Source organism: Thermogemmatispora sp. (assembly GCF_019683755.1).
GTDB lineage: Bacteria > Chloroflexota > Ktedonobacteria > Ktedonobacterales > Ktedonobacteraceae > Thermogemmatispora.
Window position 1 is genome coordinate 59,681 of the sequence record NZ_JADGHT010000001.1, and the last position, 18,718, is coordinate 78,398.

The window sequence follows — 18,718 nt, forward strand, 5'->3', positions numbered from 1 at the left end:
TAAGCCCACCACCGGGCTCCGCTCATCTCCCTGGCGCAGCGCAACCCAGGGCAGTGCAACCGGCGCAGCCTTCGCTGGTCGGAGAGTAGCCTGATCGGTTCAGAGCAGTGGCAGACTTCCTGCTCATGCGTTTCTATGCAACGGTAGGCTAAGCTCAACTGCATAACACTGGTATGGTCTGGGAATACTGCAATGGGTACGCTGCGATCTGCGTGGAAAGAGGCGGCTTGGGCCTTCGGACTCAGCCGCCTCTTGCTGCTCCTTGTTACCTATGTTGGCGGGGTCCTGCTCCGCCCCAAAAATATGGCCTCTATTCCTTGTGTACAGAACGGGCTGCGCTTCTGCTTGCTCGGCTGGTATCGCTGGGATGCTGAGGCTTTCGGGCGCATCGCGCATGTGGGTTATCGCTCCATCGCGGATGTGGCCTTTTTCCCTCTGTGGCCCTGGCTGATCCGTCTCGGGGCCGCCGTTCTCGGTAACCATTTCCCTCTCTCATTTCTTCTGTCAGAACTGCTGCTTTCAAATCTTTTCTTCTTTGGTGCCCTTATTCTGCTATACATCCTGGCTAGAGAGAGCTTGGCTTGCGATCCACTTCAGGCTCGCAAGCTGCTCTGGTACCTGACGTTCTATGCCTATGCGATCTTTTTCTTCGCCGGCTACAGTGAGTCACTTTTCCTCTTCCTTACGCTGGCGATCTTTCTTCTGTTGCAAGGTGCAGCGCTCTGGCGCTGGTGGTTAGCGGGCCTGCTGGGCTGCGCTGCGGCCTTGACGCGCTCGACAGCCATTGTGCTGATGGTACCTTTCTTGTTCTTCTCGGTTGAGCGCTTCTGGCGTGCTCCCTCGCTCTCGGCAGACCCAGGAGCGACGGCTCTGGAGGCGGTTCCCTCCTGGCGCCTGTGGCTGCGACGCCTGCTGGCTATCTTGCCGGCCTTCTTGATTCCGGCGACGGTGGCCGCCTATATGCTCTACCTGGGGTGGCGCTTTGGCGATCCTTTTGTCTACAGCCGGATGGAGCGCACTGTCTGGGGACGGCAGTTTGAATGGCCGTGGGTGGCTTTTGGTCCGGCGCTGGGGGCGCTGCTGAGCGGTCCACTCCATACGGAGATGGCGGCGCGCAATCTGATGGATCTCCTCTTCACACTGCTGCCGTTAGGAATCCTGGTCGTCGGCTGGCGCCAGCTTTCTGCGGCCTACCGCTTTTTCTCTCTGGCGCTGGTGCTCTTTGCTCTTTGTTTCCCGCTCACCTCGGGCGAGACCCTGGCTTCGCAGCCACGCTATCTGATGATGGCCTTTCCACTTTTCCTGGTATTGGCGCACTGGAGCAAGCGTTTCCCCAGCTTCGATCTGGTCTACGGGGGCTTCTGCGCTCCCCTCTTTGCCTTCAACGCTTTGCTCTTTACTCTGCATTACTGGGTTGCCTGAGGCCGATCCTGACTCGTGGCCTCGCTGCTGGTGGTGTGATGGGCTTTGGCCCTTGCTAGCCTGGCAATGCAAGCCACGAGGTGCTATAGTGTACAATACTCCCCTCTCCCGCCCCCCGGCTCGCAAGAGGGGTGGCGGAAAAGCAGGCTCGCGATGGCTAAAGATACCGGGCGGCAGGGTGGAGAGGGTCAAAAGACAAGCAAGTGGCAAGGCCAAGACAAGGCAAGTGTGGAAGGAGCAGACAGAGCGTGGCTGAAGAGCTGATCCGTGATCCTCTGCTGGGTGAGCAGCGGCTCAGCGAGTCCGTGCTGCTGGCGGTGCTACACTCGGCGCCGTTGCAGCGCTTGAAGGGCGTGCATCAGGCCGGGGCCTCTTACCTGGTACGTGCAGGACGCGATACGACGCGCTATGAGCACTCGCTTGGGGTGATGCTGTTGATTCGCCGGCTCGGCGGTGGTCTGGAGGAGCAGCTAGCAGGTTTGTTGCATGATGTCTCTCATACGGCCTTCTCTCATGTGGCCGACTATCTGTTCTCCTGCTACGAGGAGGACTATCATGAGCAGCATCTGCGGCAGGTGCTTGCACGCTCGGAGCTGCCTGCACTGCTACGCTCCTCAGGGTTCGATCTAGAGCGAATTCTCGCTTTTGATCACTGGCCGCTGCTAGAGCAGCCTGTTCCTGAGTTGTGTGCCGATCGCGTAGATTATACACTGCGTGACTTGTGGCATGCGGGTTACTTGACGCGGCCAGCAGTCGAGGCTTTCCTCCAGACGCTCTGTGTTTGGGAAGGGCGCATCGTGGTGGTCAGCCGCGATGCTGCTATGTGGTTTGTCCATCAGTACGTGCGCCTGGTAACGGAACTGTTTATGCATCCGGTGGAGATGTTCGCTGACTACCAGCTAGCACGAGCTTTGCGTCTGGCTTTAGATGAGGGCCTGCTGCGCGAGGAGGAGCTGTTTCTAGAAGATGCTGAACTGCTAGCCCGGCTGCGTCGTGCAGCTCATCCTGAGATCGCTCGTTGCCTGAGCTTGCTCCAGCCCGGACTAGAGGTACAGGAGGTCTCTGCCGATCAGCCTTTTGATGTTTACGCCCGGGTCAAGCCGCGCATGGTTGATCCTCTCGTGCTCCAGGAGGATGGACGCCTGGTTCGCTGCTCGGCGCTCGATGCGGAGCTGGCAGCTCTACAACAGGCTGTGTTACACAAGGCAAGGCGTGGTAGCTATCTGCGCCTCTGTCGCTGAGCGAGGCAGCGAATAGCCCACGCCTCGGCCAGGTTGGGTGTGCCTGGTGTTGCCTGGTGTTGCCTGACCTCTGTCCTTCCCTGGGCAGGACTCAGGAGACGAAACCTTTGCGACGCATCTGCTCCAGGTCGTAACGCGCTGGCTCCAGCGGGCTGAGGCCGGCCAGCGCACAGGCTTGCCCGATGAGTGCAAAGCCCAGGCTCAGGCCCTCAATACGGTGAGTGTGCTCAGGGCTGGCGAGGGCACTGAGGCAGGCTTGCTGTTGCTCAACTGCCAGTTCTTCGCTGACGGTTGCCTGGTAGCCTGTCAGGAGGGCCTGATGAGGCTGGAAGTCTTCGTACCGCAGTTGGTGCGTGGCGGCCAGCAACAGCAGCCAGTAGCCGACTTGACTGCCCTCTAAGATGGTATCAGCCTGGAGATTCTGATGGCGGTGTGTCCCCTCAAGCACGCCGGCCAGCTCCTGCAATTCATCAGCAAGCCGTCCAAGCAGGTAAGTGGGATTGCGCTCCTGCAACAAACGTGAGGTATGGGACTGCTCGCTCAAATCATGGTCGCGCAGATAGAGATAGGCCGTGTAGAGCTGACGGAGCAGCGTCTCTAGTTGCTGGCCAAGGGTCTCATTTGCAGCCTTCTCACTGTCTGCCTCACGAGGAAGCCTCTCCTCTGGCGTTGGCTGCTGTGTTGCCGAGGCCAACCCTGTTGTCGACGCCGAGATCTCGCCGACGTTGGGCTGCTGGAGCTGGCGGTCAGGATAACCGTAGACCTCTGCTGGATCAAAGAGGCGCGTAGCTACCAGCTCATAGCGGCCATCGGGGAGCAGACGCCGGTAGTAGCAGCTACGATAGCCCTCGTGGCAGGCAGCTCCGCCTTGCTGGACTACGCGGATCAGCAGGCTATTTTCCTCACAGTTGACCAGGATAGCGCGCACCTGCTGAGCATGTCCAGACTGCTCGCCCTTGCGCCAAATGGCCTGGCGCGAGCGGCTATAGAAGTGGGTATAGCCGGTTTCGCGCGTCAGGCGCAGGGCTTCCTCATTCATGAACGCGACCATCAGCACCTCATTGCTCTCATCATCCTGGATCACAGCCGGAATCAGCCCCTGGCGATCAAACTTCAGCGCCATCTCTGTTTCCTCCTCCTCCGCTTGTCTCTTCCTCATCCCAGCGCACGGCTACCCCTCGCGTGCGTAAGTAACGCTTGGCATCAGCAATACGGTACTGGCCAAAGTGGAAAATCGAAGCCGCCAAAACAGCGTCAGCTCTTCCCGTGGTCAGCCCCTCGTAGAGATGCTCTAGCGTCCCGACTCCCCCAGAGGCGATCACCGGCACATTGACCGCCTGAGCGATACGGGCTGTTAGCGTGAGATCGTAGCCCTGCTGTGTTCCATCACGGTCCATGCTGGTCAATAGGATCTCACCCGCCCCCAGCTCGACACCACGGCAGGCCCAATCAACGGCATCAAGACCTGTTGGTGTCCGGCCTCCGTGGATGTAGACCTCGTAGCCGCTGGGCATGGTCGGATTGCTGCGGGCGTCAATGGCGAGCACGATACACTGAGACCCAAATTGCTCGGCTCCTGCACGCAGCAGCTCGGGCTGTTGCACCGCCGCCGTATTCACAGAGGTCTTATCGGCACCGGCTCCCAAGGTCGCCCGAATATCCTCAACGCTGCGAATGCCTCCGCCAACAGTTACCGGAATAAAGACCTGCTCGGCTGTCCGAGCGACCACATCCAGCATGGTCCTGCGCTGCTCGTACGAAGCCGTGATGTCAAGAAAGACCAGCTCATCAGCTCCCTCGGCGTTATAGAAAGCTGCCAGTTCGACCGGGTCGCCGGCATCGCGCAGGTTGAGGAAATTCACCCCTTTGACGACGCGCCCGGCGGCCACATCCAGGCAGGGAATGATCCGTTTCGTTAACATGGCTGCCCCTTCCTCATACTTCTCCTCTGCGCGGCCTGGCCGGCCAGGCCGCTGCATAACCTAGCGCTCTGCACGGTTGCCCCGCGCAGTTCTGCGGCGACCTTCCTTCCGCCCTTCCCGCGCGTTCCGGCGCGCCGCGCCAGCGATTGACCAGAACAGGACCCGGGCCAGTCCCTGTCTTCTTCTCCTCCTCGCCGGTCTCTCTGCTGTCAGTCGGCGTCTTCCGTCGACGGCTCACAGGCGGCAGCACAGGCCAGAGCCGCTGCTAGGTCGACATCTCCTGTATAGAGAGCCTTGCCGATAATAACTCCCTCGACCCCCAGGCGCGCCAGGGCTCGGATATCTTCCAGCGCGCGCACGCCGCCCGAAGCGATCAAGGCACGCGGTGGTTGGGCCTGCCTCACCACCTGTAACATAGCCTGCAGGGCCTCCAAATTAGGCCCGCTCAGGGTGCCATCGCGAGCGATATCGGTATAAATAAAGCGCGCTACTCCCAGCTCGCAGAGCCGGGCGGCCAGCTCCACAGCCGCAATGCGTTCTGTCTGTTGCCAGCCGGCGACAGCGACTAATCCATCGCGGGCATCCAGGCCAACTACGATGCGCTCCCCCCAGCGTTGGATAGCCTCTGCAAGCAAAGCGGGCTGGCGCACGGCACTGGTCCCCAGCACCACCCGATTGATCCCAAGAGCAAGCACTCGCTCGATGCTGGCCAGATCACGCAGACCGCCCCCTAGCTCAATCTGCAGCGTCGTGGCGGCCCGAATGCGCTCGACCGTGTTCAGGTTGACCGGCTGCCCCTGAGCGGCACCATCCAGATCGACCAGGTGTAGCCAGCGTGCTCCCGCTTCCTGCCAGCGCCGGGCGACCGCGACCGGGTCATGGCTGTAGACCGTTGTCTGATGGTAGTCACCCTGGTAGAGACGCACACAGCGCCCCTCGCGCAGGTCGATAGCGGGCAGGATAATCATGGCACGCGCTCCCCAACCCAGTCTACAAAGTTCGCCAACAGGCGCAGCCCCATCACTCCGCTCTTCTCAGGATGGAACTGGGTTCCCCAGAGATGATCACTGACAATGACACTACAGTAGGGCGTGCCATAGTCGGTGATGGCCGCTACCCCGGCGGGATCGCGCGGCTCCACATAGTAAGAATGGGCGAAGTAGAAGAAGGCCCCAGCAGGTATTCCTTTAAATATAGGCAGCTCTGGGCGCAGTGGGTGAACCTGGTTCCAGCCCATGTGCGGAATCTTCGGACCCTGGGGAATGCGTCGGACCTCACCAGGGAAGAGGTGCAGGCCCTCGACCTCCCCTTCGGCATGATGCTCAGCCAGTAGCTGCATCCCCAGGCAGATGCCCAGAAAGGGACGCCCGCGGGCTGTAGCCTCGCGGATGGCTGCATCGAGACCGGTAGCCTTCAGGCGCTGCATGGCAGCCCCGCCGGAGCCAACACCTGGAAGCACGACCGCCCGTGCACGCGCGACAATGGCCGGGTCCGCGGTCACCGTCGCTTGGGCCCCAACGTGTTCCAGAGCCTTTTGAATACTGCGTAAATTGCCAGCGCCGTAGTCAACAATGGCGATCATTGTCTTTGCTCTCTTTCCTCTCCTCGAGCTGGTCCTTCTTCCTTCTCATCACGCACTGTTTTAGTCAGACACCTGCCCTGTGGGGAGGGGTGGGACTCAAGAGGCGTCTTCCGCTTCGCTCTCCAGTAGCGTCCGCCAGGGCAGGAGTCCAGCGTTACCCAGCAACACGGCCTGGGTCAGGCCAAGCCAGCAGACCGCCGGCGGAATACGCCCGTGGTCCAGCAAATTAATGGTGAGCAAAGGACAGCAGAGCAGGGCCAAGGCCAGCAGGCGATCCCAGTCGGCGGGCAAAGCCCCCTCCTCCTTCAGCCAGGAGAGCAGCGGACGTAGCAAGGTTTGCACCTTTGTGATCAAGATTGCCTGGCGGATAGGGGCCAACTGATAGCTGTGCATGACCTCAATCCATTCGCCACCCGCTCCGTGGTGGAGAGCCACCCGCACAGTCAAGCCCTGAGCTGTCTCTTGTGGGAAGTACATCCAACTGGCAAAGACATTGTGATAAAGCGGCTTGACAATGTCCAAGAGCACCGCATGCCGACCTGCGAAGGCTGGGTCGAAATAGAGATAGTCGCGCTCATGCTCCAGAAAGATATTCCCAAAATGGGCATCCCCATGCCCGATGACGGTCAGAGCTGCCTGCCGTGGGTGGAGTCGCTCTTGAGCTTCCTCCAGCAATTCCCCCAGAGTGCGCTGCTGTTGCTCCCCATTGACCACCCAGCGGCATCTGAGCAAGTCCTCAAAGCCTATCTCGCTTTGACCGGTCCTGGCGTTAGCGGAGGATGGCAGCGGGATGCTCTGTCCGCGATAGAAACGGGTCAGACGTCCGCCGGTCAGCCGGTGCCAGAAGAGCTGATGAATGGGAGCGGTAGCGTGCTCCTCTGCACTGCTGAGGCGGCCTGTCCTACGGTAGATCTCCAGCAAGCGCTGACAGGCCCGGCGCTCGGCAGCCACCAGGATCTCCGCCGTCACCGGGCAGGGTGCTCCCGTCTCGACGGCCCGCATCAGGTCGAACATCACCGGCCACTGCACCAGTGGATAGATCACCATCTGGCGCCCTTCCTGACGAACCACGCGCAAGGGCAGCACCATATTGTAGCCGGCATCGCGTAGCAGCTCGGCGTGATAATACTCGGAGAGCGCGCTTTGCTCCTCCACATGCGTTTTGAAAAAGTAGCGCTCTCCATTCTGCTCATAGGTCCCGTTAAACGAATTGAGCGAGACAGGGCGAGGCGTCAGAGTCACCTGTTCAGGCAGCAGATCGAGCTGACGCGCGAACCACCAGCGTAGCAAACGCTCGGCTTTCGCACGATCCTCAAACTGCAGACGCTGGATCGACTCCAGGCGTTCGACCTCGGCCAGCAGCGACGGCAGCCGACACACATCGTCAATGACAAAGTCTGGCGCGCAGGCCAGTAGGCGCTGGCGAGCCTCCTGACTGCGGGCGCCGCTCAGCGTCGCCACCGTCAAAGCTCCTGCTGCTCGTCCCCCCAGTATATCGCCAGAGGAGTCACCGACCACAATGAAAGGCGGTCTAGGGCGAGCCAGCTCGGCAGCGCTGGGACCACGCCGATCCAGCGCATAGAGAAACTGGAACGGATGCGGCTTGCTCAGAAGCGTCGTGTCGCCAGCGCGTCGCAGCTCAGTTTCCGCCGCCTCGACCGCGTCATAGGTACAGACGTGTTCGGGATCGAAGCGCGACAGCAGGTCATAGGCTTGCAACGGCAGCGTTGCCTCCTGCGAGCAGCGGCCTGTTGCCAATCCCAACACATAGCCTGCAGCCCGCAGCGCATCCAGCGTCTCTCTGAGCGCCTCAGGCGGCAACAAGGGCCGCTCGAAATGGATGCAGCCAGGCTTGCCAGCCTGAGCCGGAGGATGCCCGTAAGTGCGGCTGTAGAGTTCCTCCCCAAGGTACCACTCCTGGAAGAGAGAGCGGCAGAAATCCCAGAACGGACTAAGGCGGGAGAAGACCCCTTCAATCCGCAGGCCCAGCCTGGCACTGGCATAGGCATCGTAGCGATTCAGCAGCTCCAGCCCCACTATTCCAGAGAAGGGCGCCCCGGCAAAGGGGGGCGTCCCACTCAGCAGTGTCCCTAGCCTTGGCTCCAGCGCGGCCCGCTGGGTAGCCAGTACGCTACGCAGACGAGCTAACCAATCCGCTTCCCAGGGGCGCAATGGCAACAGTAGCGCCCGATGAGCGGGCAGCACCTGCTCCAGCAGAGCGATCAGGCGCCAGCAGACCGCTGCATAACACGTATCCCAGTTGGAGTTGAGAGCCAGCGCCTTATAAAGCAGAATCTCCTCCTCTGGGAGGGTGGACCGGCTCAGAAGGCGGCTCTCCTCGGCTCCGGTGACTGGCTCATAGCCGCGCTGGCCTGTCACATTCCAGTAGCGGGGGCTGTAGAGCAACTCATGCAGCGTCAGCCCTGCCGCATCCCAATAGGCGTCTTCACTGGTAATGACCCCATCGAGATCAAAGACTATCAGTGTCTTCACAGTCGTCGCGCCGTCCTCTCGCTCAGCAGTCGCAAGCTAGCCGGCTCCTGACCAAAGCGATAGGCCAGGGGCGTCACATCAATATGCTCGGCGCCCACACTGCGCAAAGCGGTAATGATCTCTACCAGATCCGCCACCGCCTCCCCCATCTGTAGCACCCCCGAGACCCGGCAGCGCTGGGCCTGGGGATCATCTGTCGACTCCGAGCTGCCAATATGGTATTCAAAGCCCGGCACCAGACGTTTCAAATGCATGCTCAAGAGTGAGCGAACCTCCTCGCCGCTGCCCGGCACATAGGCCGTCAGCAGGACGCGATTGCGGGCCTGCAGGCGAGCATTGATCAATTCGAGGAGCACGCGCGCCACCCGCTGCGCCTGGGGAAGCTGGCTCAGCAGGCGGACATTGCCGATCAAACACGCCTGCGAACGTAGCACCACGCCATCCTCAAGCAATTTGAGGTGATTCTCACGCAAAGTCGTGCCGGTCTCTGTCAGATCGACGATCAAGTCGGCCACTCCTGTCAAAGGTGCGGCCTCTAAAGCGCCGTGAGGGGTCACGATACGGCAGTGAGAAATACCGTGGCGGCGCAAGAAATGGCGCGTCAGCGTTGGGTACTTAGTGGCGATGCGTAGCCCACGTCCTTTATGCGCCTGGTAATAGCCGGCCAGATGCCAGAGGTCCGCACAGGTATTGACATCGATCCAGGTTTCAGGAACCGCGACCACCAGCCGGCAGGAGCCGTAGCCAAGATCGCGCTCCAGCACCATCAGATCGTCATCGCTCTCCTCATCCTCATCCGGCTCCTCGGCGAGGCCACGAAACTCGGCCAGAAGATCATAGCCTGTGATGCCTAGAATAGCATCGCCATCGTGCACCAGCGCAGGAATATCAGCGGCACGCTGAAAGACTACCTCTAGCTCAGGCAGGCTGCTAATGCGAGCCAGGTACTGACGTGGATTGCTGCGCTGGACCTTCAAACCGCATTCGGCCAGAAAGGTCAGGGTAGCCCCTTCCAACGTCCCCTTGCCAGGTAAGGCCAAGCGGAGCTGAGTAGGTACGGACCCCGGAGCAGTACGCGACTCACTCATAGGCAGCCTCCTTCCCGCAAGGCCGCCGCCAGGTCACGGCGGGCTACCGTCCACTCTCTCCCCGAGGCCAGATCGTGCAGCTTGACCGTATTGGCCTGGCGCTCCTCCTCGCCGACAATCAAGGCCAACTGGAAACCGCGCCGCGAGGCCTGGCGCAGGGCGTTGCTCATCCGCTGAGAGTGGACATCTAGCTCAGCGATGATATCGCCCTCATGGCGAGCCTGGCGCGCCACCTGACTGGCATAGGCCAGGTCATGCTTGCCGACAGGGATCACCAGGGCTCGCACTCGCTGGGGAGTCTCCTGCCACTGGCTGGCAGGAATCAAAGGCAGGAGTCGCTCTAAACCGAAGGCAAAGCCACAGGCTCGTACTTCACGTGTTCCGCCCACAGCCTGAATCAGGTGATCATAGCGTCCCCCGCCACATAGCTGCAGATCCATGCCCTCCTCATCGGGGGCATGGATCTCGAAAAGCAGACCCGTATAGTAACTCACCCCGCGTCCCAAGGCCAAATTCAGAGTGATCTGCCGGCGATCAACCCCCGCTACCTCCATGAGCGTCGTTACTAGCTGCTCCAGCTCCTCCAGCGGGCTAGCCTCCAACTGATAGCTCAGGAGCAACTGGCGCAGCTCCTGAAAGACCTCCGGGGGTGAGCCGGCCAGGGCGCGTAACTTTTGCAGAAACGCCAACGCGCTGAACACCTGCGCACGCTGCTCACTACGCCCGATCTTCCAAAGAAAGCGTTCGACAATCTCACGCCGGCTGTCCTCGTCACCAAACGGCAGACTAAAGCTGTTCAGCAGGGCCGCGACTAGATGATTAGAGCCGTCAGAGCTGAGCCGGCGCTGCCAGCGCTCGGCGCGGGCAGACGACGCCTCAGCCCCACCAGTCGGCGGCAGCGACCTCTCTACCGTTGGCTCAGGATACAGTGCCTCTAGCCGAGCGCGTGCTGCCTGCTCTCCCTCGGGCGAACGACTGATCTGCTCCATGAGACTGAGCAACAAGCGCGCAGTTTGGCTATCTAATTGCAGCCGCTCAATCAGGCCACTGGCGACTCCGACGTGGCCCAGCTCTAAGCGATAGCGGGCAATGCCCAACTCATGCAAAATCTCGCAGGCAAGCTGCACGATCTCTCCGTCAGCTCGCAACGGCAGACCCCCGAAAAGCTCGACGCCAAGCTGCGTGTGTTGGCGGTAGCGCCCCCGCCCAGGTGCCTCGTAGCGAAAGACAGGGCCAACGTACTGAAACCGTAGAGGGAGAGGATGCTGCTGATATTGTTCCAAATAAAGACGGCAGATTGACGCAGTATATTCCGGCCTTAGACACAACTCGCGCTGATGCAGCTGGAAGGCATAGAGATTCTGCCAGGCCTCCTGACCAAAGCTGGCCTGAAAAAGATCGCTACGCTCCAGCACCGGTGTATCCACCGGCTCGTAGCCGGCCTTCTCCAAGAGAGCGCGCACGCGCTGCACCACCTGCAACTGCCGACGGTATGTATCGGGCAGGACATCGCGCATACCGCGCAGGCGCTCGATACGCTTCTTCATAAGACAAACTCTCGTTCCCCCAGTAGAGTTATGCCTGCTCCGCCAGAGCCAGCCTGGCGACGATGGGCTGCGGCAGGGAAAGCAGCCTCTCCCCCGAGGAGATATCGATCCCAGCCAGTCCCTCCTAGCCAGCCTTGCGCTGCCCTCCCCCCAAGGCGGCCAGCGGGCAGTCAGCTCCGCTCGCCACTTCGAACCGAGGCGAGCCGTGGCCTGCACGGTGATGCTCTGCAGGCCTGCTCGCCTGGCGAGAAAAGCAGAGCCGAAGCGACTAGGCCGACGGCTGGCGCGCGCCCCGCACGATCATAGTGCCAGCCCCCTTATCAGTGAATAACTCGCGCAGCAATACATGAGGCTCGCGGCCATCGACGATATGCACGCGGGGAACAGAGCGCAAGGCATCCAGGCAGGCTGCAACTTTGGGGATCATCCCGCCCTGGATCACCCCCTCATCGATCAGGCGCAGCGCCTCCTCCTCCGTCAGCTCTGAAATGAGGCTGCCGTCGGGACGACAAATGCCTACCACATTGCTCAAGAAAATCAGCTTCTCGGCATTGAGGGCGCCCGCCAGGTGGGCGGCCACAACATCGGCATTGATATTCAGGCAGGTGCCGTCAGGTCCCTGACCAAGAGGCGCAATAATGGGAATATAGCCCTGCTCGACCAGCACCTGCACCAGCGTGGGATCAACCTCCTCCACCTCACCAACAAAGCCCAAACGCTCATCTGCGACGCGTGCGCGCACCAGACCGGCATCGGTGCCACATAACCCGATGGCTTTGCCGCCCATCTGTGAGGCCATCAGCACCAGCCCCTGATTGACTTGCCCCAGCAGCACCATCCGCACCACCTCCAACGTCTGGGCATCGGTCACGCGCAGACCATTTTCAAAGCGCGTGGGAATCTGTAAGCGCTTGAGCCATTCATTGATATAGGGACCCCCGCCATGCACCAGGACCGGCTTGGCGCCAAGGGCACTGAGCCAAATAATGTCTTGCAAGACGATCTGCTGGTGCTCCAGCGTGCTCCCCCCCAATTTTATCACAAGAATTTTCCCTTTGAGGTAATCGATATATGGCAACGCCTCACGCAAGACCTCGGCGATCAAATGATGATCACTAATAATATCTCCATCAGGTGTTCTTGAAAATGCAATGGCCATTTCTCTGCTAACTCCTCGTCAGACCGTTGTCAAACAGGCTTCAGCCGGCACCGGCAACACAGCAGCCATCAATCTTCTCACTAGCAAGCACCTCTCACCGGCCTGCCGGTCACTCACTGACTCACACTGCTCTGGTCGCCCCGGGGGAAGATAGCTGTCCCCTCTGTTCGCTCAAATGGGGGCGGTGCTCGCTCTGAGCGGGCTGGGTGCCGCTTGTAGACGCAGGCTCGTGCACAAGCTCACAAGACGGGGGCCTCACGGGTAGACTGCGCCCACCTGCAGGCCAGAGCGCTCGTCGAAACCAAACATGCAATTGGCATTCTGCAGGGCCTGCCCAGCAGCCCCCTTGACCAGATTGTCCAGGCACGAAAGCACCAAGAGCCGCCCGCTGCGCTCATCAACCGTCACATACAGCAGGCAGTGATTGCTCCCATAGGTCCACTTAGTATGCGGCGGCTGATCAATGACGTGGACGAACGGCTCATCTGCATAGTAGTCACGATAAATGGCCTGAATCTGGGCTCGGTCCGGGAAGCGACCCGAGCTGTCGTGGCGCAGCTCCGCGTAGCAGGTGGCCAAAATACCGCGTGTCATAGGAGCCAGGTGAGGGACAAAGGTCAGGCGCAGACCTGGCTCATAGGCCTGGCCAGCGGCGCGGGCCGCGGTTTCTAGCTCCTGCACGATCTCGGGCAGATGGCGATGGCCTCCGAGGCTGTAGGCGCTTAGATCTTCATTGGCCTCAGCATAATGAGTATCCAGGCGTAGCCCTCGTCCAGCCCCGCTCAGGCCCGACTTGGCATCGACGATCAGGTCCCGGCTGACGAGGCCCGCCGAGAGAGCTGGCAGCAGAGCCAGGATGATCGCCGTCGCGTAGCAGCCAGGATTAGCTACTAGCGCGGTTGTACGGAGACGCTCGCGATAGCGCTCACATAGCCCGTAGACAGCCTGCTCCAGTAAGGCGGGAGCCGGATGCGTATGCTTATACCACTCTTGATAGAGGGAAGGATCACGCAGGCGGAAATCAGCGGAGAGGTCTACTACTCTCGTGCCGCGCTGGAGCAAGACCTGTACCGCCTCCGCGGCAGCACCATGAGGCAGACAGACAAAAGCCAGCTCTGTCGCCTCTGGCTCCTCTGTGATCGGCAACTCCGCCAAATGGCGTGCCGCCTCCTGGCAAGCGCCGCCGGCCAGAGCATACAACTGAGGAAAGACCTGACCCAGGCGCTGACCAGCAGCGCTGCGCCCTGTCACCGAAGCGACACGAAAGTGAGGGTGATTGGCCAGCAGCCTCAGCAGCTCCAGACCAGTATAGCTGGTAACATTGACAATTGAAACGCTCACCATCGAAACACGCTCCTGAACTCCTGGGCTGTTGCGAGGAACGAGGGCGGCATACGTGCTGGCCGACTGGCCTGACCACTGTCTTCACCTCTCTGCAGCGACGGCTCTATCTGCCAGCCTTTCTGCGCAGCCAGCCGGTCAGAGAGAGACCAAATAAAAACGCCCTCGTCCCTGACCACTCTGCATCGAAGGGACGAGAGCCACGAGTAACGCTCCCGCGGTACCACCCTGCTTGTCACCACCTGCAGCGCAGCCTCGGTCTGGCAACGCAGCGACCTGCAGCTCTACTTACTCAGGCAGCGACTATGCCATACAGCCGCCCCTTGGTCCTTGGAGCCTCTTGGCGATGCCATTGACTGGTTGGTAGCGACCCGGACCATGAGATGATGATCCGCCGTGCCGCCCAGTCAGTGGAACGCGACCACTTTTACACCAGCCAGGGCCTCACTGGCAACTTGGCGCCTTGGCCATTGCCGCTGCAGTCTGCTCATGCCAGCACCAGAGATTCCTCACCTCATCGTGTGGAACTGTGCTGTGACCACTCTTGCCGGTTATACTGCTGCGTGGGAACCACCCACCTGGCCTACTTGCCCCAGTCGATCACACTTTGCCCCAGCCAGACCTGGGCCTGCGAGAGAAGACGCGCTCGACCCGGACTTTCTTCGGCCAGCCGCTCACGAACGGGTTCTGAGCCGACGCATCCCTGCCGAACTCTCACCAACCTTCGGCTCGCTGTTGGCCGTCGGACTCATACTAGTTTCGCTCAACGCGGGACAGACTTGTATGCACTTGTTATTGTTTTTAAGGATAGCAGCAGTGGCGTGCGTTGTCAACCAGTGGATGAACGAGCTGCGGTTTTTCGCGCTTTCCTGCTCTTCCCTGGTGAGCCGACAATCAGGTATATTACTGGGGGTGTGCCGTCAGGAGGCAGCGCAGGCAACAAAGCAGGTCAACTGCCATGCGCATGACTGTCCCGCAAGCTCCTCTGGCGCAGACCAACGGCGACCGCAACCGTGATCGCTCTCACCTTCGGCCCATGCGACAGAGATCCGGCGGTCCACCCCTGTCCATCTTGAGCACCGACAGTGAAGGATGAGGAACGAAGCGCATGTTAGCAGCACGAGAGGCACATCGGGAGAAGGTGCTTGTCGCGCTCTCCTCGGTGGGGGCGGCGGTCGGGCTGACCGCTCTGAAGCTCATGGCTGGTCTGCTCAGCGGTAGCCTGGGCATCCTGGCCGAGGCGGCCCATTCGGCATTGGATCTTGCGGCGGCCCTTCTGACCTTTCTGGCCGTACGGGTCGCCGACCGGCCTGCCGATGCTACCCATAACTACGGCCATGCCAAGATCGAAAACCTCTCAGCTCTCTTCGAGGCCATCCTCCTGCTGGCCACTGCTCTGTGGATCATCTACGAAGCCCTGCGTCGCCTGATTCTGAGCGAGGGGCATGTCGAGGCAAGCATTCTGGCTCTGCTAGTGATGGCTATCTCGATTGCTGTCGACGTGACACGCTCGCGCGCCCTATTGCGCGTTGCGCGTCGCCTGGGTAGCCAGGCCCTCGAGGCCGATGCACTCCATTTCAGCACCGATATCTGGAGCTCAGCGATTGTGATCGCTGGCCTGCTGGTCCTGCGCCTGGCGGAGATCTGGCACTTGCCGCCCTGGGTCAAGCAGGCCGATGCTGTCGCCGCCCTCGGCGTCTCTCTGATCGTGATCTACGTCGCGCTGCGCCTGGCGCGTGAAACAGTCGATGCCCTCCTCGACCGCGCGCCTGAGGAACTCTTGCACCACCTTGAAAGCGCCATCCGGCAGGTCGAAGGCGTCAGCGAACTGCGTCGGATACGGGTGCGCCGCGCCGGTAACAAAATTTTCGCCGATGTGGTGGTCGCTGCCCCGCGCTCTTTCACTTTCGAGGAGACTCATGCCCTCAGCGAGCGCGTCGAGCAGGCCGCAATCGCTGGCGTGCGGGCGCACGCTCCTCAGGCTGAGACCGATGTAGTCGTGCACCTGGAACCAGTGGCCAGTGCTGAGGAGACGGTACGCGAGCAGATTCACTACCTGGCACAGCAGCAGGGGATTCGGGCGCACGACATTCGTGTGCGTGAAGTAGGCGGCAAGCTGGAGGCCGATTTCGATATTGAGGTGGAGGCGGATATGGATCTGGCCAGCGCCCACGCAGCCGCCACTCGCCTTGAGGAGGCGGTGCTGCGGGGCAATGCCCAGCTTCAGCGTGTCACCACCCACCTGGAGGCTGCTCCACCGGCTACCATCGAGCGGCGCCAGGACGTCACTAGCGACTATCCCGAGATGGTGCAACGCATTCGCCAACTTGCCGATGCAGTAGCCGGTCCAGGTAGCGCTCACGATATCCACCTCTATCGCTCCTGCCGGGCCGAGGACTGTTCTGGGGGAGCAACAGGCTCTGGGTCTGGGTCCCGCAAGGAACAGTCGCCAGGAGCCAGAGGACAGGTGAAGGCCAACGGACGTGAAGATGAGCTGGATCTCGTTCTGCATATTACCTGTGCTCCAGAGACGCCCCTGAGTCAGGCCCATCTCCGAGCTGAGGAAGTCCAGCGCGCCCTGCGCCAGGAGTATCCCCGGCTCGGCTCGGTCGCCATTCATACGGAGCCACCGGAGTAATCCACCTGCCTGAGACCCGGGATGGCTGGGGCTGGCCCAGAACCTCACCCTGGCCGAGCCTGGTTCTGACGCCTGAAGGCAGGCAACGGCGCAGGACGCTTGTCAGTCCTCAGCGCACGCCGGTCATCGCTGGCGGCTGGTGCGCAGGGCCGAGATCCGCTGGAGCAGTTCCTCGAGAGGCAGAGCGCTCAAGCTTGGCAGTTGCAGATCGGGCGTGGCATCGTCAGAAAAGGTCGCGTGGCGTGTGAGAACGCTGGGCACGGCAACGCAAAAGATGCCCGCCCGCCGTGCCGCGCGTACGCCATTGGGCGAATCTTCGAGAGCAATTGCTTCCTCTGGTCTTACGCCCAGACAGCGCAGGACCGCGAGATAGACCGCTGGGTCCGGCTTAGTCACATGGACATCGTCGCCACAGCAGATACACTGAAACCGCGAGCGCAACCCCAGGCGCTCGAGATGCCCAACAACCCAGCGCCGCGATGAGGAGGAGGCTACTCCCAGGAGCAAACCCAGTCGCTCGGCAGCCTCTAAATAGTCCAGCACTCCCTCTGCGACCGCCTGCCCCTCTAGAAGCTGGCGACAGTATTCCCGCCGGCTTTGCCGGAGCGCTTCGCGCTCTTCGGGAGAGAAGACATGTCCCAGACGGCGTTCTAGTTCGCGCAAGGGGTCAAAGGGGTTAGAGGTAGGACCAATGCCAATGTAGGGTAACCAGGCCTCTAACTCGAAGCGCTGGCCATAGAGGGCATAGAGCTGCTGCCAGGCCAGAAACTCGGGCAGTTCGGTTTCGAGAATGAGGCCATCGAAGTCGAAGATCAGCGCGGTAATCATGTCCTCCTTGGCGGGCCCGGTCCCCGACCGCGACAGGACAGACGTCAACAGTTGTCGCCGACGGGGAGCCGCAACCCGAGCAATGGCAGATCAGATCAAAGGCAGACATCGACCGACCTGCCGCTGACTTGAGCTGGCGCACTGGACCGGTCGGAGCGATAGCTCTGCCTTAAGCATATCACATCGGAAGGGCAGCTCGCTTGCCTTTCGCTGCCGGTGAGGCGCCGCCCTATGGAATCTCCTGTCTGCTCTGCTTGGCTTTGCTTAGCGGGCCAATGAAGCCGATGTCCGTCGGGCGCTGGCGAGGATCGCCCCCGCACCCGACGGGCACCGGTCCGTTCCCTGTGCCTCGGCGTCTCCTCGTCTAGGCTATAAACTGATTGGTATAGGCAGCACTGATATCAGAGACAGAAGGAACCAGCTTAAGCGCGGTCATGAAGGAGGCCGTAGCCTGCCAGACCGCTGGATCATTGTAGCCGAGGTGGCCGTTGCCGCGCCAGATAGGAATGGTTGCCTGAAGCACTTCCCTGGCCTTGGCGAGATCCATCCCCGGAACATAACTCTTACTCAGCTGCAGAGCCTCATCGGGGTTAGCAATGACCTCCCGCAATCCACGCAAGGTCGCCTGGACAAAGGCCCGCACCATCTGCGCTTGCTGGTGCAGCGTTTCCTGCAGCGTCACGATGCCGTTTGAGATCAGCGGCTGATAGTCCGAGACCTCAAAGGTACGCACAGCAAAACCTTGACGGCGCAGCTGCAGCGGCTCATTGTTCGAATACCCCATGACGGCATCGACCTTGTGGCCGAGCAAGGCAGCAACCTGGGTGAAACCGATAGATTGGAGATGAATATCGTTGACACTCAGATGCTGGTGGTAGAGCAAAGCGAGCAGTCCGACATAGGTAGCTCCATATGGACCGGGGACCCCAACGCTATGACCTTTGAGATCGGCCAAGGTGCGGATCGGCGAGTCCGCAGGAACGATCAGGCAGACCGGGTAGCGTTGGAAGATGGTGGCAACATCGACGGCCTGGACTCCCTTACTGCGGGCTGTCAGTTCTTCATCGCCACTGGCGAAAACAAAGGTGTTACGTCCCGCCACCATCGAGCCAATCAGGTCGGTGACAATCCCATGATTAATGGTGACGTTTAGTCCAGCCTGGCTGTAATAGCCCTTGGCCTTGGCCACGTAGAAGGGCGCAAACTGGATATCGGGAATGTAGCCCAGGCCAATGGTCACGTCTGTCAGCGTCTTTCCTCCATTGGACGAGGGCGCACTTTGCCCCGCCGACTGGCCACAAGCGCTCAGCAGCAGGCAACATACAAGCAGGCCACTTGTAAACAAGAGGTACGTGATCTTCCGCATAAGGCGCACAATCCCCCATACAGACAACACAACAATGCTTGCTTGTCGAGAGTGAGCGACTGGACATAGGAGCGGCACGCTGGCTGGCCAG

At 60.8% G+C, this 18,718-nt stretch carries 14 protein-coding genes; 3 read left to right on the forward strand and 11 right to left on the reverse strand.

The window, feature by feature from the left end:
* Positions 1-192 precede the first annotated feature (192 nt).
* Together IRZ24_RS00205 and IRZ24_RS00210 are read left to right on the forward strand one after the other, a co-directional pair.
* Complete coding sequence (locus IRZ24_RS00205) at positions 193-1,422, forward strand: mannosyltransferase family protein (RefSeq protein ID WP_297159351.1); 1,230 nt, start codon at positions 193-195, stop codon at positions 1,420-1,422.
* Positions 1,423-1,670: 248 nt separating this feature from the next.
* On the forward strand, positions 1,671-2,663 hold the full coding sequence (locus tag IRZ24_RS00210; protein ID WP_297159353.1) for an HD domain-containing protein: 993 nt from the start codon (positions 1,671-1,673) through the stop codon (positions 2,661-2,663).
* A gap of 91 nt (positions 2,664-2,754) precedes the next feature.
* On the opposite strand, the gene hisI is transcribed toward IRZ24_RS00210, so the two are convergent.
* The 9 genes from hisI to argC all read right to left on the reverse strand — a co-directional run bounded on the left by hisI (position 2,755) and on the right by argC (position 13,798).
* Positions 2,755-3,786 carry a phosphoribosyl-AMP cyclohydrolase gene (hisI, locus tag IRZ24_RS00215; protein ID WP_297159355.1) on the reverse strand — a complete coding sequence of 344 codons (1,032 nt, stop codon included), beginning with the start codon at positions 3,784-3,786 and terminating at the stop codon, positions 2,755-2,757.
* On the reverse strand, positions 3,770-4,585 hold the full coding sequence (gene hisF / locus IRZ24_RS00220) for an imidazole glycerol phosphate synthase subunit HisF (protein WP_297159357.1): 816 nt from the start codon (positions 4,583-4,585) through the stop codon (positions 3,770-3,772). The genes hisI and hisF overlap by 17 nt, the downstream gene beginning before the upstream one ends.
* Before the next feature lie 209 nt (positions 4,586-4,794).
* Positions 4,795-5,553 carry a 1-(5-phosphoribosyl)-5-[(5-phosphoribosylamino)methylideneamino]imidazole-4-carboxamide isomerase gene (gene hisA, locus IRZ24_RS00225; RefSeq protein ID WP_297159359.1) on the reverse strand — a complete coding sequence of 253 codons (759 nt, stop codon included), beginning with the start codon at positions 5,551-5,553 and terminating at the stop codon, positions 4,795-4,797.
* Positions 5,550-6,167 (reverse strand): imidazole glycerol phosphate synthase subunit HisH, encoded by a 618-nt coding sequence (gene hisH, locus IRZ24_RS00230; RefSeq protein ID WP_297159361.1) that lies wholly within the window; start codon positions 6,165-6,167, stop codon positions 5,550-5,552. Before hisH ends, hisA begins: the two co-directional genes overlap by 4 nt.
* A 96-nt stretch (positions 6,168-6,263) precedes the next feature.
* On the reverse strand, positions 6,264-8,660 hold the full coding sequence (locus IRZ24_RS00235; protein WP_297159362.1) for an HAD hydrolase-like protein: 2,397 nt from the start codon (positions 8,658-8,660) through the stop codon (positions 6,264-6,266).
* Complete coding sequence (gene hisG / locus IRZ24_RS00240; RefSeq protein WP_297159363.1) at positions 8,657-9,748, reverse strand: ATP phosphoribosyltransferase; 1,092 nt, start codon at positions 9,746-9,748, stop codon at positions 8,657-8,659. The genes IRZ24_RS00235 and hisG overlap by 4 nt, the downstream gene beginning before the upstream one ends.
* On the reverse strand, positions 9,745-11,295 hold the full coding sequence (locus IRZ24_RS00245) for a HisS family protein (protein WP_297159364.1): 1,551 nt from the start codon (positions 11,293-11,295) through the stop codon (positions 9,745-9,747). The genes hisG and IRZ24_RS00245 overlap by 4 nt, the downstream gene beginning before the upstream one ends.
* A gap of 268 nt (positions 11,296-11,563) precedes the next feature.
* Positions 11,564-12,454, reverse strand: coding sequence for an acetylglutamate kinase (gene argB, locus IRZ24_RS00250; RefSeq protein ID WP_297159365.1), 891 nt, complete (start codon positions 12,452-12,454; stop codon positions 11,564-11,566).
* Between the two features lie 255 nt (positions 12,455-12,709).
* A complete protein-coding gene (gene argC, locus IRZ24_RS00255) occupies positions 12,710-13,798 on the reverse strand; it encodes an N-acetyl-gamma-glutamyl-phosphate reductase (RefSeq protein WP_297159366.1) in 1,089 nt (362 codons plus the stop codon).
* 1,105 nt (positions 13,799-14,903) lie between these two features.
* Between argC and IRZ24_RS00260 the strand changes: the two genes are divergently transcribed.
* The gene (locus IRZ24_RS00260) at positions 14,904-16,433 is read left to right on the forward strand and encodes a cation diffusion facilitator family transporter (protein ID WP_297159368.1); all 1,530 of its coding nucleotides are present in this window, start codon (positions 14,904-14,906) and stop codon (positions 16,431-16,433) included.
* Between the two features lie 123 nt (positions 16,434-16,556).
* On the opposite strand, the gene IRZ24_RS00265 is transcribed toward IRZ24_RS00260, so the two are convergent.
* Complete coding sequence (locus IRZ24_RS00265) at positions 16,557-17,261, reverse strand: HAD-IA family hydrolase (protein WP_297159369.1); 705 nt, start codon at positions 17,259-17,261, stop codon at positions 16,557-16,559.
* Positions 17,262-17,625: 364 nt separating this feature from the next.
* A complete protein-coding gene (locus IRZ24_RS00270) occupies positions 17,626-18,627 on the reverse strand; it encodes an ABC transporter substrate-binding protein (protein WP_297159371.1) in 1,002 nt (333 codons plus the stop codon).
* Positions 18,628-18,718: the final 91 nt, after the last annotated feature.